The 14,102-nt window shown below is 61.8% G+C and carries 12 protein-coding genes and 1 pseudogene; 7 read left to right on the top strand and 6 right to left on the bottom strand.

The annotated features are described in order from the left end of the window. Window positions 1–15 precede the first annotated feature (15 nt). Both BMX78_RS16785 and BMX78_RS16780 read right to left on the bottom strand, forming a co-directional pair. The gene (locus BMX78_RS16785) at window positions 16–816 is read right to left on the bottom strand and encodes an IclR family transcriptional regulator (protein ID WP_091421748.1); all 801 of its coding nucleotides are present in this window, start codon (window positions 814–816) and stop codon (window positions 16–18) included. A gap of 161 nt (window positions 817–977) precedes the next feature. After that, window positions 978–2,417: an amino acid permease gene (locus BMX78_RS16780; RefSeq protein ID WP_091421746.1), complete on the bottom strand. Its 1,440-nt coding sequence runs from the start codon at window positions 2,415–2,417 to the stop codon at window positions 978–980. Window positions 2,418–2,710: 293 nt separating this feature from the next. On the opposite strand from BMX78_RS16780, the gene BMX78_RS16775 reads away from it, so the two are divergent. Both BMX78_RS16775 and BMX78_RS16770 read left to right on the top strand, forming a co-directional pair. Then, window positions 2,711–3,763, top strand: coding sequence for a homoserine dehydrogenase (locus BMX78_RS16775; RefSeq protein WP_091421745.1), 1,053 nt, complete (start codon window positions 2,711–2,713; stop codon window positions 3,761–3,763). Next, window positions 3,756–5,168 carry an aldehyde dehydrogenase family protein gene (locus BMX78_RS16770; RefSeq protein WP_091421742.1) on the top strand — a complete coding sequence of 471 codons (1,413 nt, stop codon included), beginning with the start codon at window positions 3,756–3,758 and terminating at the stop codon, window positions 5,166–5,168. Before BMX78_RS16775 ends, BMX78_RS16770 begins: the two co-directional genes overlap by 8 nt. Window positions 5,169–5,285: 117 nt before the next feature. On the opposite strand, the gene BMX78_RS16765 is transcribed toward BMX78_RS16770, so the two are convergent. Then, window positions 5,286–5,753, bottom strand: a complete 468-nt coding sequence (locus tag BMX78_RS16765) for an Lrp/AsnC family transcriptional regulator (protein ID WP_091421738.1) — start codon at window positions 5,751–5,753, stop codon at window positions 5,286–5,288. 142 nt (window positions 5,754–5,895) lie between these two features. On the opposite strand from BMX78_RS16765, the gene BMX78_RS16760 reads away from it, so the two are divergent. After that, a complete protein-coding gene (locus BMX78_RS16760) occupies window positions 5,896–6,594 on the top strand; it encodes an HAD hydrolase-like protein (RefSeq protein WP_286139085.1) in 699 nt (232 codons plus the stop codon). Window positions 6,595–6,965: 371 nt separating this feature from the next. Here the strand turns inward: BMX78_RS16760 and BMX78_RS16755 are convergent, their stop codons facing one another. Next, window positions 6,966–7,712 carry an NADPH-dependent F420 reductase gene (locus tag BMX78_RS16755; protein ID WP_091421735.1) on the bottom strand — a complete coding sequence of 249 codons (747 nt, stop codon included), beginning with the start codon at window positions 7,710–7,712 and terminating at the stop codon, window positions 6,966–6,968. A gap of 59 nt (window positions 7,713–7,771) precedes the next feature. After that, window positions 7,772–9,256 (bottom strand): MDR family MFS transporter, encoded by a 1,485-nt coding sequence (locus tag BMX78_RS16750; protein WP_091421733.1) that lies wholly within the window; start codon window positions 9,254–9,256, stop codon window positions 7,772–7,774. 121 nt (window positions 9,257–9,377) lie between these two features. Here BMX78_RS16750 and BMX78_RS23880 point away from each other — a divergent pair, with 121 nt between their 5' ends. The 3 genes and pseudogenes from BMX78_RS23880 to BMX78_RS16740 all read left to right on the top strand — a co-directional run bounded on the left by BMX78_RS23880 (window position 9,378) and on the right by BMX78_RS16740 (window position 12,154). Beyond that, the gene (locus BMX78_RS23880; RefSeq protein ID WP_139205002.1) at window positions 9,378–10,028 is read left to right on the top strand and encodes a TetR/AcrR family transcriptional regulator; all 651 of its coding nucleotides are present in this window, start codon (window positions 9,378–9,380) and stop codon (window positions 10,026–10,028) included. A gap of 3 nt (window positions 10,029–10,031) precedes the next feature. Continuing rightward, window positions 10,032–10,138 (top strand): annotated as a pseudogene (locus BMX78_RS23460) (recombinase family protein); the annotation flags it as partial. Window positions 10,139–10,534: 396 nt separating this feature from the next. Next, complete coding sequence (locus BMX78_RS16740; protein ID WP_139205000.1) at window positions 10,535–12,154, top strand: tannase/feruloyl esterase family alpha/beta hydrolase; 1,620 nt, start codon at window positions 10,535–10,537, stop codon at window positions 12,152–12,154. A 259-nt stretch (window positions 12,155–12,413) separates the two neighbouring features. Here BMX78_RS16740 and BMX78_RS16735 read toward each other — a convergent pair whose 3' ends face one another. Beyond that, complete coding sequence (locus BMX78_RS16735; protein WP_091421728.1) at window positions 12,414–12,752, bottom strand: SDR family NAD(P)-dependent oxidoreductase; 339 nt, start codon at window positions 12,750–12,752, stop codon at window positions 12,414–12,416. Between the two features lie 470 nt (window positions 12,753–13,222). On the opposite strand from BMX78_RS16735, the gene BMX78_RS16730 reads away from it, so the two are divergent. Then, window positions 13,223–13,930, top strand: coding sequence for a FadR/GntR family transcriptional regulator (locus BMX78_RS16730; protein WP_091421726.1), 708 nt, complete (start codon window positions 13,223–13,225; stop codon window positions 13,928–13,930). Window positions 13,931–14,102: the final 172 nt, after the last annotated feature.

The following is a 14,102-nucleotide window of genomic DNA, read 5'->3' as shown; positions in this document are numbered from 1 at the left end:
GTGGGGCGAACTTTGTCAGCTCGACAGCGCGGTCATTTGCAGAGGATCGCGCTGATCTAAAGGCACCGAACCGAGCCGTCCGGCAGCGTCAGCCAGGACCGCAGCGATATTTGTAGCGTTCGATGCCACGGCGGCGCGGACGCCAAGGACGCTGAGCGAGGCAACGACGCCGCCGCCTGCCTCGCGGATGGGGACCGCCAGTTCAGCAATGCCATGTTCGAATTCCTCCACTGCGGCAACATATCCGATGCCGCGGTCGCGAACCATCAGTTCCCACACTTCGGTTGTGGAGTGTGCAGCCTCGGGGCCTCCAACACCAATGAAATTCACGTCTTTGAGCAGCGCCTGAACTTCTCGTTCCTTGTAATCCCATAACAGGGCACGCCCTGCCCCAGTGCACCAGACAGGTGTCACCATGCCGGGCTTCACGAAGCCGCCTGCCACAGCGTCGGTGCTGGAGGCCCGCAGCAGGATGACGCGATATCCATCAAGGACGGAAATACGGGCTCGATGCCCCACCACAGCGCCGAGCTGCTCCAACTCGGTCGCGGCCGCCCGCACCCAGCCTGTATTGAGGGAGGCACCAAGGCTGAAAAACCGCGGGCCGACGCGGAAGGGGCCGCGGTCCTGGCGCTCCAGCAGCCCCAGATCGCATAGTTCCCGTGTCAGGCGGGAAACCCTGCTCTGCTCCATTTGCAGTTCGGCGGCCAGCTGCGAGACCCCGGAAAGTTGCCTGCCGGATTTCTCCCGGTCGGCAACCAGCCGCACTATCCGAAGTCCCTGTGCCATCGATGATGCTTCCGGGGAGGTATCCACCGTTATTGCTCCTTCCGCCAATCCAGCCTATCCCGGGGCAGGCATTATCCCGGCTGGCTAGGAAGGATTGGATAGCGGTCTCACCTGGACAAGAGCAGGCGGTATTGGGGGCCTGCAGCCGAAGCTGCCGGCCCCCAATACCGCCCGATAGGTGCTAACGGTCAGGACACTCTCTCAAGGCTGGCTTTGCGCCCGTACCTGAGGTAGAAGAATCCATAGCAGGCAGCCACGAAGGGAATGCCGAAGTAAAGCGCGGCGACCTGCGTGGGATCAAATGCGATGCCAACCAGGGAAACTACGCACAGGGTGAGTGCCAGGATGGGCACGAGCGGGAACAGCGGCGCCCTGTAGGCGAGGGCGGAAACGTCGCCGCCGTTGCGGACAAAAGCGCGGCGGTGGAAGAAGTGTGAGGCGGTGATGGACATCCAGACACCCACCACGGCGAATCCTGCCACGGAGACCAGAACCAGGTAGACCGTCTCTGGGGCAACCACGCTGCTGATCAAGGAGGCGACACCGCCCACCATGCTCACCGAGAGCGCGATCAGCGGGATGCCGCGGCCTGTCAGTTTTTTGAAGGCGCGGGGTGCGTGGCCTTCGTCGGCGAGGGAGTAGAGCATGCGGGCGCAGGAGAAGAGGCCGCTGTTGCCTGCTGACAGGAGGGCGGTGATGATGACGAAGTTCATGACGTCGGCGGCGAACGGAAGGCCGATGGAGGAGAAAACGGTGACGAAGGGGCTTTCGTCCAGGCCTACCTCGCTGTAGGGGATGGTGGCTGCGATGACGGCGATGGCGCCAACGAAGAAGATGAGCAGGCGGATCACGGTGGTTCGCATGGCCTTGGGGATACTGGTGGCGGGGTCCCTGGTTTCGCCTGCTGCAACGCCGATCAGTTCCGAACCGGAGAAAGCGTAAAAGACCGCAAGTGCGGTGACCAGGACGCCGGTGAAGCCGTTGGGAAACAGGCCGGCCTCGGTGGCGAAGTTCTCAAAGAGGAAGGGGTGTTCTCCCCCGCCGCTGAGCGGGTGGAACCCGAACAGGGCGGCGCCGCCCAGGACGATGAGCCCGATAATTGCGGCGACCTTGACGATGGCGAACCAGAACTCGGACTCGCCGAAAAACTTGGCAGAGACAGCGTTGAAGCCGAAGAGGACTGCGGCGAAGACCAGGCACCAGACCCAGACGTCGACGTCCGGGAACCAGCGCTGCATAAGCAGGCCGGAGGCGGTGAATTCGGAACCGATGGCCACGGCCCAGCAGAGCCAGTACAGCCAGGCGGTGGCGAAGCCGGCGGCGGGGCCGATGGAGCGTGCGGCGTAGATGTGGAAGGCGCCGGAAACCGGGTATGCGATGGCGAGTTCACCGAGGCAGGCCATCACCAAGTACACAACGAACGCACCTACCAGGTAGGCGATCACCGCGCCGAGCGGGCCCGCCTGGGAGATGGTGTAGCCGGAGCCGAGGAACAGCCCGGAGCCGATCACGCCGCCCATGGCAATCATCACCAGGTGGCGCGGGCCCATGGAGCGTCGAAGTCCGGGCTCTGCAGCGGGCGGCGAGTCGGGCTGTTGGTCAAGAACAAGGGGAGTTGGGGGTTGCAAGAGTGCCTCCGGTGTTGAAAGGGGTGGGGCATGTATGGCGCATCGCTCCTGGTGACCGGATTGGCTCGGGAAGGACTGTGCACCGATGGTGATGAAGGTAACACCAAATGGGGCGTTTAGTCATCAAAAACATAAAATCATGTCTATGTTGCGCAGATGTTACTTTCCTGTGGACTGTCACTTCGTCATCATTCTGGTCGCTTCGACATCGATTTCGGGCAGATGCACATGGCTGCCCTGACGCCAACAGGACACAGGATGGGAGCACTGACGTAACAGACTGAAGGAGCATGATGACCACTTACGACATTGCCCTGATCGGATTCGGCGGCGTAAACCGGACCTTGGCCGAGTTGATCGCCACCCGCGGAGAAGACCTCCGAAAACAGCTGGGCTTCGGGCTCCGGGTGGTGGCCATAACGGATCTGCGCCTCGGTTCGCTGGTGCAGGACGAAGGAATAGACCTGGCCATGGCCCTGGGACTGGGCACAGGCAGCGAGACGTTCGCTGAGCATGGCGGATCAGCTGAGCCGGACAATGAGCGCGTGATCCGCAGCTGCACCGCTGACATCATCTGCGAAGCGACCTTCACAAACCCGGACGACGGCGAACCGGCAGTCTCCCACGTGCAGTGGGCTTTGGAGTCCGGCAAGAGTGTGTGCACCACCAACAAGGGCCCGGTAGCACTGAGGGGAACCGAGCTGACCGAACTCGCCGAGCGGAACGGCGTGCACTTTGAGTTCGAGGGTGCTGTCATGAGCGGCACCCCGGTCATCCGGCTGGCGAAAAAGATGTTTGCCGGCCTGAAGCTGAACGGCTTCGAAGGCATCCTGAATGGCACCAGCAATTATGTGCTGGGCAGAATGGAAGCCGGACTGGCCTTCCACGAGGCCATCAGCGAAGCACAGCAACTCGGTTATGCAGAGGCGAACCCGGCTGCAGACATCGAGGGCTATGACGTACAGCTTAAGGTTCTGATTCTCGCCAATGAACTCCTCGGAGCGCGCATCCAGCTGGCCGACGTGCAGCGGCAGGGCATTTCCAGCCTGACACTCGAGGATATACGCGAGGCAGCACGCGAAGGCCTGCGCTGGAAACTGGTGGGGTCAGCCGAACGCAAGCCTGACGGAACGGTAACGGCCGCCGTCGGACCGGTTGCCCTGCCCTTGGATCACGGCCTGGCAGGTATCTCCGGCGCTACCAACGCAGTATCCTTCAGCACTGATCTCCTCGGTCCGGTCACGGTCTCCGGACCTGGAGCCGGGCGGATGGAGACGGCATACGCACTGCTCTCGGACATCATTGCCATGCATGCCAAGCAGAACCGGGTGGCCGCGCATGTATAAGACGAGCGTGGAAGCCATGGAGGAGGCATTGCCTTCGTTCCACGAGGTAGAAAGCCCCTACGACGGGACGATTGTGGGCGCAGTCCCGCTCACATCCCTGTCTGCCGTGGAAGAAGTCCTCAACGTCGCCCGCGAACGTGCCCGAAGGGCCCGGACGCTGTCCCGCCATGCCCGCGGGAAGATCCTGGACACTGCTGCGGCGGACGTTGAGGAGCGGTGCGAGGAGTTCGCGCGGACTATTACCTCCGAAAGCGGCAAAACCATCCGACAGGCCCGCAAGGAAGTCCGGCGGGCAGTTAATACACTTCGTCTGTCGGCAGCCGAAGCCCGCAGTAACGCCGGGGAAATGATCCCCTTTGATTCCTACGAGGGCTCAGAGGACAGGACGGGCTGGTATTCACGTGAACCGCTGGGGATCATAGCCGCGATCACCCCCTTTAATGACCCGTTGAACCTGGTGGTGCACAAAATCGGCCCGGCCATCGCCGGCGGCAACGCGGTCATTCTCAAACCTTCCGCGCTGACTCCTTTGTCCGCGCAACTGCTTGCGGACACACTTGCCAAGGCCGGCCTTCCCGAAGGCATCCTCAGTGTGGTCCACGGGGGCCGGGAGGTGACTGAAGCCATTATCAAGGCCCGTGACGTCAGGATGGTGTCCTTCACCGGGGGCTTCTCGACCGGCGAGAGCATCGCACACACCGCAGGGCTGAAAAAGCTTTCCATGGACCTGGGCGGAAATGCTCCGGTGATCGTGATGGCAGATGCTGACCTCGACTCCGCAGTGGAATCCTGCGTCTCCGGTGCCTTCTGGGCTGCAGGGCAAAACTGCGTTGGAGTGCAGCGCATCCTCATCGCCCAGCCCTTGTATGCCAGGTTCCGCCACCGTTTCCAGCAGGAAACTGCCCGCCTGGTCGCCGGCGACCCACGTGAGGAGCACACCGATGTTGGTCCTATGATCAACGGCCGTGCCCTGAGCCAGCTCAAAGCAAAGCTGGATGAGGCCATTCACGGCGGTGCTGCCTGCCTTGCCGGTAACACCTACGAGGGCAACGTGCTTCAGCCCACGGTTCTGGAGAACGTCCCGGCCGCCAGCAGGATCTGGCAGGAAGAAGTATTCGGTCCGGTGGTCATGCTCCAGTCCTTTGACACCTTTGACGAAGCAGTAGAGGTCGCAAATGCCATCGAGTTCAGTCTTCACGCGGGGATATTCACGAACTCGCTGGACACAGCCATGGACGCCGCGAGGCGTCTTGACGCAGGAGGAGTCATGATCAACGACTCCTCGGACTACCGTTTTGACGGTATGCCTTTTGGTGGTTCCAAGTACGGCAACATGGGCCGCGAAGGCGTCCGCTTCGCCTACGAGGAGATGACTCAGCCAAAGGTCATCTGCATCAGGCGCTAACAGGGTTTTGGAGGGACGGGACTTCCCGTCCCTCCAGAGACTGATGGACCGGCAAGCAGCCAGAACATTCCTGGGCTCCGCGGCCGGGCGGACGCCGGACATTGACATGTCCGGGAGCTAAAGCTCCGGCCTGGCCCCGCCAGGACTCCGCCGGACATAGCTGGACAGAGTCATCGCAGTGACCGTGTCCGTCACCCCGGGAAGCGCAGCTATCTGCTCCCAAATATCCTGAATCCGCTCCAGCGACCGCGCCTCGACGCGCACCAACAGATCAAAATCCCCGCTTACCACGTCGCAAAGAACAACCTCCGGAATGGACTGCAGTACAGCGATTACGTCTGAACCGCGGACCCGGTCCTTCCGGTAGATCATAAAAAATGCGGAGACGGCACCCTGGCCGGGCGTACCCGAAACGATGGTGTAACCCTGGATGTACCCCTGCCGTTCCATCCGATCGATCCGCTGCCGCACGGCGTTCCGTGAAAGCAGGACCTTCGAGGCCAACTCCGCATGGCTGACACGGGCGTTCTTCATCAGCTCCGAAAGGATCCTCTGATCGATCTGGTCAAGGCTTGCTCGATCCATGTTCACCCTTCAACGCCAGAAAGTCCGCCAACACCCATGAACCAGAAACGGCTCACAGACCTAAGGGCGCCAAAGACTGATAATACTTCCGCAACAGCAGAACCAGACCGCAGCGAGCGCGTTCAACTGCGTTCTGTTCGGCATGGACGGAACTCTTCTGAATTCGGCAGCAGGGGTGATAGCCAGCGCTGCCAAGGCGTTGGCGGCAGTGGGCGCACCGGTGCCCTCCCCGGAAGAAATGCGCCGATATGTAGGCCCGCCGATGATCGAATCCTTCAGAGGACCAGCCGGCCTTCACGAGGAAACCGCGCAAAAAGCCCTAAAGCATTACCGAAAGGCCTACGCGGATGAAGGAGGTGGCCTGTCGAGCCTGTACGAGGGAATCCCTGAGGTGCTGGATCAGCTGAAATCGGCAGGCATTCCTGTGGCCGTATCCACCTCCAAAGTAGAGGACCAAGCGGTCCTCATGGCGCAGCGCTTTGGCTTGGAGCGCTACTTCGTCAACATCTGTGGTGCATCTGACCTGGAGGGAAGATCCTCCAAAGTGGATGTAATAGCCGAGCTGCTGCTTCGGTTGGACCGTGCGGGCGTCGACCTTCCACATCCGGTTATGGTCGGCGATGGAAGCTACGACGTAGAGGGCGCCGCACCCCATGGAAATACCCACCCTTTTCGCAGCGTGAGGCTACGGCAGGGCGGCGGAAGCTTCAGCGGCATTCGCCGTCAGCTCAACACCGGAAGCTGCCCTGGAAGTCTTACTGCCCGCCGACCGCCGGTTGCCCAACGCGCGGTCCGAGCACAAGGGCCATCAGCAGGCTTTGGCAGGTTGACAGAATCATAATTATCGGCAGGGAAACATCGAGAGTAGAAGTGGATGCGAGAACTCGATGAATACGATGCCATAAGTGCTTGACTATGTCACCTAAGTGTCGATTGCTACTCCCGTCCCAAGAACACCCGCGCATGCCAGTTTAAAGTGGGCAGCGATGGGTGATCCACGGTATTGAGCACGAAGTCCTCATAGCACTGACCATCATCAGCGTTGAAGGTCTCTGGCTGAGGTACTGGGGTAAGCGTTTCGACGGCGATCACGGACGCTAAGCATCACTGTTATTCCGTGCGCATTTGTGACCGTTCGATCACTATCGGGTAGAAGCGCAAGGGCGGCGCGATGTACTGGAGACCAGCTATCGCGCCGCGCGTAGCGCGTCGTCACATGTAAATCATGCGACTGAGCTTCACGGCGTAGCCGGGGTCCGTCGTGACATTCGGGTTTCCCCACCGTTCCAAGAGAATCGCTGCAGCGAACTCGCGAAGCTTCGGGAGCCGCTCCTTCTGGGCGGTCTCCAACGCCGCAGGAATCTGTGCAGCGCTCAGTTCCGTGCAGTACACAGGTGAGCCGGGCTGTTGCCGCCACGAGTCGGTGATCCAGCCGGCGTCGACGGCGTCGAACCCTGAGTCGTCCATCAGTGTCGCGGCGACCCGCTTGGCCTCGGGATCGTCTCCAGAGATGGGTAGCCCGATGCGGTCGGGGTGCCCGGCTGGAAGATTCCGATTCTCCAAGGTGGCCGCGCCTACCGCGTTCCATGCCTTGATGACGGGTCGCCTCAGCTGCTCGATCACCCATTCGCTTTCGGGTTGCCCGTTCTCGATCGCCTCGATCCGGCCGTCTCGGCTCGGGTAGTAGTTCGAGGTGTCGATCAGCACCGTCTCTGACGGCACCGACGCGAGGAGCTCGGCGATCTTCGGCAGGGTGCTGAGTGGGATCGAGAGGATGATGACGTCGACGTCCCGGACCGCCTCTTCGGCTGTGACGGCACGGGTACCCGTGGACAGGATGTCTTCGTCGATGGTCTCGGGGCCGCGGGAGTTCGCCGCCCTGACCAGGTGACCTGCTGTCGGTAGCCGCCGGGCGAGGGTGCTGCCGATGTTGCCAAGACCGAGCAATCCGATCTTCATTGTGTGTCTCCTTCTGAAGGACTGGGGCATGGTGACGGCTGACGCCGGATCCGCTGTCGTCAGTGGGCGAGCGGCGTCTGTTCGGGTGCTTCGACGCCGACGGTCGCGGGCTTGCGAACGAACAAGGCGAGAACGACGGCGGCGGTGGCGACAATGGCGCCGACGAGGAACGCCGAGTGGACGCCGGCCACGGCTGCCTGCACGGCGGTGGCGCCGTCCTCGAGCTGCGCAGCGACCTGAACGGACATCAGCGTGACGAAAAGTGCGGTCCCAGCGGCACCGGCCACCTGCTGAACTGTGCCTGTGGTCGCGCTGCCATAAGGGTAGAGCGATGCGGGGAGGGATCCCAGCGCCGAGGTGAACAGCGGCGTGATGGTGAATCCGAGTCCGAGGTTCAGCGTCATGTGCACGGCGATGACCCAGGGCACCGAGGTGTCGGCGTCGAAGATTGTCATTCCCCAGAGAGCGAGGGCCACTGCCGCAATCCCCGGGATCATCAGCGGTGCCGGACCGAAGCGATCGAAGAGCGAGCCCACGACCGGCGCGACAGCACCCATCAGAAGCCCGCCAGGCAGCAACATCAGGCCGACCGCCAGCGTGTCGAGACCGAGAACCTGCTGGAGGTAGATGGGAATCAGCACGAGCGTGCCGAACAGTGTGCCCATGAGGATGAAGATGAGGATGACAGAAAGGGTGAACGGCCGCGAGCGGAAGGTCCGCAGATCGAGGAGCGCCGAATCGCTGCGCTGCAGCCGAAGCTGGCGGAGCACGAACGCAACCAGCGCCACCGCGCCCGCCGCCAGCGGGATCCATACCGGCACCGGGGCGTGGCCGGACGCGGCCTCACCGACCGAGCTGAGTCCGTAGATCAGACCACCGAAGGCCAGGGCTGACAACACTACCGACAGCGCATCGAAGCCAAGGCGGTGCGTCTCGGTGATGTTGCGCACCCAGATGGCTCCAAGCGCGAGCGAGAGAACGGCGACCGGCAGCACGAGCCAGAACATCCAGCGCCAGTCGAGCGCGGAGAGAATGATACCGGAGATGGTCGGGCCGATCGCCGGCGCGACGGCGATGACGATGGAGATGACGCCTATCATGCGGCCGCGGTGAGTCGGCGGCACGATCCTGAGCACGGTGGTGTACAGCAGCGGCAGCATGACTGCGGTACCTGACGCCTGCACGATCCGGCCCGCGAGGAGAATCTCGAACCCGGGTGCGAGCGCTGCGATCAGAGTGCCGATCGAGAAAAGCGTCATGGCGGTCAGATAGACACGGCGGAGCGGGAAGCGCGCAATCAGATAACCGGTGAGCGGAATGACGATCGCCATCGTGAGGAGGTAACCGGTGGTCAGCCATTGCGCGGTGCTCGCGGTGATCTGCAGATCGACCATCAGACTCGGCAAGGCCACGCTCATGATGGTCTCGTTCAGGATCACGACGAATGCCGAAATCACGAGCAGGGCGATGATCGGTCCAGAGCGTGTCGTGCGGACGGGGGCCGGTGCGTCGGGGAGGGAGGCTTGCTGATTCTCGAGGGTCACGGGATTCTTTCGTTTTGGTCGCGCCAGAGTGGCGTTTCGACAGCGGGTGAAGGCGCATCATCGGGCCGAGATAAATTATATGACAGAGACTGCCACTTTGGCAGCAAGGTACACTATAAGCATGAATCAGCTCCCCGTTCTCACCGCAGCGCCAATGGGCCTTCGCGAGCGACGCCGACGCGACACGCTGCGCGAGGTGTCGAATGCTGCGATAGAGCTGTTCGAACGCAACGGCGTCACTGAGACCACTGTCGACGACATCGCAGAGACCGCCGGAATTTCCCAGCGCACCTTTTTCCGGTACTACTCCACGAAGGAGCAGGCAGTTTGCGCCTGTGACGTGGGCCTAGGCACCGTGATGGAAAGAGCCGTCGCCGCGATCCGCGCCGGTGCGCCGGTCGTCGCCGCTCTGGAAGACGCGTGGATGCGTCTGTTCGACGAGCTCGACGCAAGTCCCGAGGAGCATCGCCGAACACTGCGGGTGCGACGTCTGGTGCAGAGCGAGCCGACCCTTCTGGCGCGCACGCTGGCCAACGAGGCGGAGCGCATCGAAGAATTAACAGCTGCCGCGGTTGACGCCGCAGGCCCTGGTATCGACGTACTCACTGCCCGCGCGTTGTTTACGGTGATTTCGACGACGACACGTCTCGCATTCGATGAGTGGGCGCGCCGAGTCGAGAAAGGCGCGGACGCCAGCGTGCGCGACATCTATCTAGACCTGAGGCGCGGCCTCGGAACCTACGCCAAACATCTCACCGACGATCTTCGCTGATGCAACCCAGCGACGTCGACAGGCCGGCTGAGCTGAACATGCTGGCCACCCTCGCCGAGTATGAGCGCGAGTTGATTGTCGAACGAGTGAATGCGGGGATGGCGGCGGCTCTTTTGACGGTACGCAACGCCTTGGTACGCGCAGCCCGGACCCGGTCCTTTGGTTCACGAAGGAGTTCGTTGTAACCGGCGAGGAGGGCGAGGTCACGGGTGTCAGACATCCGTTTGATCCTCGATGGTTGCCTCTCGGTGATCATCGACGACGAGTGCGAGGACTCACATGTTGACCGATCAGTTAGGCCTGGAAGTAGACTACGGTCAGTTATCAGGCACAACAAAGGGATCCTATGAAGATCCCTGCATTCGGGTAGCAGAATTCTCGCTGCGACCAGGGCACGCAGACCCCGCGTGCGCGCCGCTATTGGGATGGCGAAAAATCACGCAGACTACCCCTCATGCTCCCCATCCCAGGAACGTCCAGCAACGTTGATACAAAGGAGTTAAAACGTGAGCCAACGAATGACACGCGACCACCAGAGTCGCCCGAGAAGATCCCTGCGGTTAACGCTGGCGACAGCCATCATCGCAGCAACCGTGGGAAGCATGATGGTCGGGACTTCGGCCGTATCAGCAACGGAGAACCTGGGGTCGGCGGCTCCAGCGGTATCGACAGCATCCCCATGTGAAGCGCTCGAGTCGCTCAACCTGAACGAGACGGTAGCGATCAGCGCCGATCTGGTCACATCTGGGCAGGCGGAAGGCCAGTCGGGCCTGCCGGAATTCTGTCGCGTCAAGTTGACCGTCAGCGAGGCGATCAATATCGAGGTGTGGCTGCCAACCAGCACCTACAACGGTCGCTTACAGGCGGTCGGTGGCTGGGGTTACGCCGGCAACATCTTGTACTTCTCAATGGCAGATGCTCTGAAGCAGGGGTACGCGACGACGGCGACCGACGGCGGGCACGTCGGAATCCCCTATCGGGGCACGTTCGCGTTGAATCCGGACGGGACGCTGAACCATCAGTTAATCGAGGACTACGCATCGCGATCGCTGGTCGAAATGACGCTGAAGGCCAAGGACGTGATCGCCGCCTTCTACGGCAAGGCCGAGGAATACAGCTACTGGAATGGATGTTCGAACGGCGGCCGTCAAGGGATGGTGCTTGCCCAGCGACTTCCCGACGCTTATGACGGGATGATGATCGGTGCGCCGGCTATGATGTACGCTCGATTGTTCACCGCATCGTTGTGGCCCTTCGTCGTGGAGCAGAACGAGCTGGGTGGTCCAATGAGCGCCTGCAAGCTCAAGGCGTTCAACGATGCCGCGATCGCACATTGCGACGCATACGACGGTGTGGTCGACGGCGTGATCGGTGACCCGAAACTCTGCGACTTCGACCCGGCCACACTGGTCGGAAAGGACTTTGGGTGCGGCGAGATCACCGCCGCCGAAGCTGTAGCGGTGAGGAAGATCTGGAATGGTCCCGTTGCACCGGACGGCGAGCGGCTTTGGAACGGGATCGCGCCCGGCACCCCGCTGGAAGTGTATGCGGTGGAACCCAGCGTCCTCCTGAGCGATTTTGTCGCCTATTGGATCAAACAGGACCCGACGTTTGACTGGCACACTCTCGACTACGCGGAGTACGCACAGGTATTCCGCGAAGCGGTTGCGAAGTTCGCGGATGTGGACGGTTCGGATGATCCAGACCTGCGGCCCTTCCAGGAAGCCGGCGGCAAGATCGTAATGTGGGCCGGCCAGGCCGATTCGCCCATCGCAGGACAGACCGAGGGCTTCTACGACCGTGTCGTCGATGTGTTCCACTCACGCACCAAGGTGCAAGAGTTCGCACGGTTGTTCATGGCCCCGGGAGTCGACCATTGCGGCGGCGGGACCGGTCCCAACATCTTCGATCCCTTCGGCGCGGTGGTGAACTGGGTGGAGAAGGGAATAGCCCCGGAATCGCTTTTGGCCAGCAGCATCGTCGGCGGCCAGGTCGTGCGCACTCAGCCGCTCTGCCCCTACCCCCAAGTGGCCAAGTACAACGGCCGAGGTGACATCAACGACGCCACAAGTTACAACTGCCGTGCTAACTACGGCAGCTCTTCCGCTCCTGGCAAGAGAAATTAGCCGCCCATTATCGGATCGCCCGCGCTGTGGACGTCGCCTTGACGTCCACAGCGCGGCCCATTCCGCCTCCGTACGAGTGGATTGGACTGTGGGCACGTCCGGGCCATGGCGTTAAGTGCCTGATATTGGTACCCGACTGACCGAATTGCGTTTGACGGTGAGGAGCCCGAACGAAAGCAGCAACGCAATGGTTCCGACCCAGCCAAGTACGTTGGCGCAAGTTCATGCAATATGAACGAGGCCTTCCCCAATACCGGCTCTAGATTCCTCCGCCACCTCCCAAGCTGTGAGGATCCCTCCGGAAGCGGCCGCCATGCTCCGCATCGATGCCCTCCCCGCAGCCCCTATACGCGTGCGAAGGTCCCAGCGGGATGAGGATCGCGCTATTGCAGAACAGGTCGCCCCGCTCCAGGGTGAGGACGAGTATGACCTCGGCGCCCGATGACCAAAGAGCATCGACAACCGATTCGAGGGCCTCTTCACGAATGTCCGCGATAAACAGGCGGGCAGCCCTGACGGCAGTGGCCTCTGCCAGACCAAAACCGATCCCGCCCGCACCCCCTGTAATCACGGCGACCTGGCCGGACAAAATTTTCACAGTCTTCTCCTCCTCTAATAAGGGTCAGATCGCCGCTGCCTCATGGAACGCCTGTCCTCCGGTCGGGAGTCGGCGCTGACGTTTATCTCAGGAGTCAACGAATTCACGGAAGCATTGCCGCTGAGCCGAAGTGATGACGTGGAGTACACCCCAACCTGACGTCAGATTCTGGTGTCGGCGGCGTCAGAATTGAACCCGCTTCACGCATAGCGGACACCCATCGTGGCAGGTCTATATACCAACCTGACACTCTTGGATGAGGCACTTCCAGGCGAATCGGCAATCAGTTAAACGGCAAGGCCAGCCCGGGCAGATGTGCGCCCCAGCATCCAGAGCCCCTGAGGTAGGACACCTGAGTGTCAACCCAGACCCTGCCAATACCTGGAACACCCGTATGCCTCATCAGTGCTGCCTCCGACAGTAATGTTGAAGGGACACGAACCGGGGCAGAACCGACGGCAGGAGCCACGATGGGCCGCAGGACACTCGTTGACGACCTCGTCGACGGACTGCTCGATGAGATCCTCGAGGGCAGGCTCCAGCCGCACGCTGCCATCCCCCCGGAATCGGACATCGCCAAGGCCTATGACGTCAGCCGGCTCACGGTGCGCGAGGCCCTCAAGGCGCTGCGGGCGCAAAATATCCTCTACGTCAGGTCCGGCCGGGGGACGTTCGTCAACCCCACGGACAACTGGACCGGGCTGGACGCCATCTTCAAGGCTGCATCGCACGGAAACGGCGCAGACCAGGTGTCGGTGGGGCTCATCGAGGTGCGCCGCATGGTGGAAACCGGCGCGGCCGCCCTCGCTGCCAAGCGGTATACGCCAGAGCATGCCGAGATGATGCGCGGCTGCATCGCTGACATGAAACGCTTCCACGAGGCCGGGGATCTGGAGAAATTTGTCCTGGCAGACATAGCGTTCCATGACGCCGTCCTCAAAGCCTCAGGCAACCCCTTTGTCCGGGCCCTGTTCGCCCAGCTTGGACAGCTGCTGTACGTGACCCGGCGGGAAACGTCTGCCGTCCCCGAGATTCAAGTGCACGCCATCGAGTACCACCAGAAGGTGCTGGACAGTATCCTCACCGGCGACGTCGAACTCGCGCGGCGGACCATGGATGAACACATGGACCAGACGTACCGGGACTACGAACAGTACGTGCACCACCCTCACGCCTGACCGCCTGCGGCCAGCCCCGACTTTCAGCGCAAGGCGCCCCGACTTCCCGGCGCAAATAGCCTCTTGACGTTACCCAGATCACTCTCCTAGACTCTCTTTCATGTTCTTCCGTCAGATGTCAGACATCAGACTCTAAGCACGTCGACGGATTCCCCTCACCCCCCTTGGATCG

This window comes from Arthrobacter sp. OV608 (assembly GCA_900110595.1).
Lineage (GTDB): Bacteria > Actinomycetota > Actinomycetes > Actinomycetales > Micrococcaceae > Arthrobacter.
This window is presented reverse-complemented; position numbering and strand designations above follow the sequence as displayed.

Bases quoted from the DNA above. Each gene is read 5' to 3' on its own strand.
- BMX78_RS16775 (WP_091421745.1), top strand. From the start codon at position 2,711: ATGACCACTTACGACATTGCCCTGATCGGATTCGGCGGCGTAAACCGG.
- BMX78_RS16770 (WP_091421742.1), top strand. From the start codon at position 3,756: ATGTATAAGACGAGCGTGGAAGCCATGGAGGAGGCATTGCCTTCGTTC.
- BMX78_RS16765 (WP_091421738.1), bottom strand. From the start codon at position 5,753: ATGGATCGAGCAAGCCTTGACCAGATCGATCAGAGGATCCTTTCGGAG.
- BMX78_RS16760 (WP_286139085.1), top strand. From the start codon at position 5,896: ATGGACGGAACTCTTCTGAATTCGGCAGCAGGGGTGATAGCCAGCGCT.
- BMX78_RS16755 (WP_091421735.1), bottom strand. From the start codon at position 7,712: ATGAAGATCGGATTGCTCGGTCTTGGCAACATCGGCAGCACCCTCGCC.
- BMX78_RS23880 (WP_139205002.1), top strand. From the start codon at position 9,378: ATGAATCAGCTCCCCGTTCTCACCGCAGCGCCAATGGGCCTTCGCGAG.
- BMX78_RS16730 (WP_091421726.1), top strand. From the start codon at position 13,223: ATGGGCCGCAGGACACTCGTTGACGACCTCGTCGACGGACTGCTCGAT.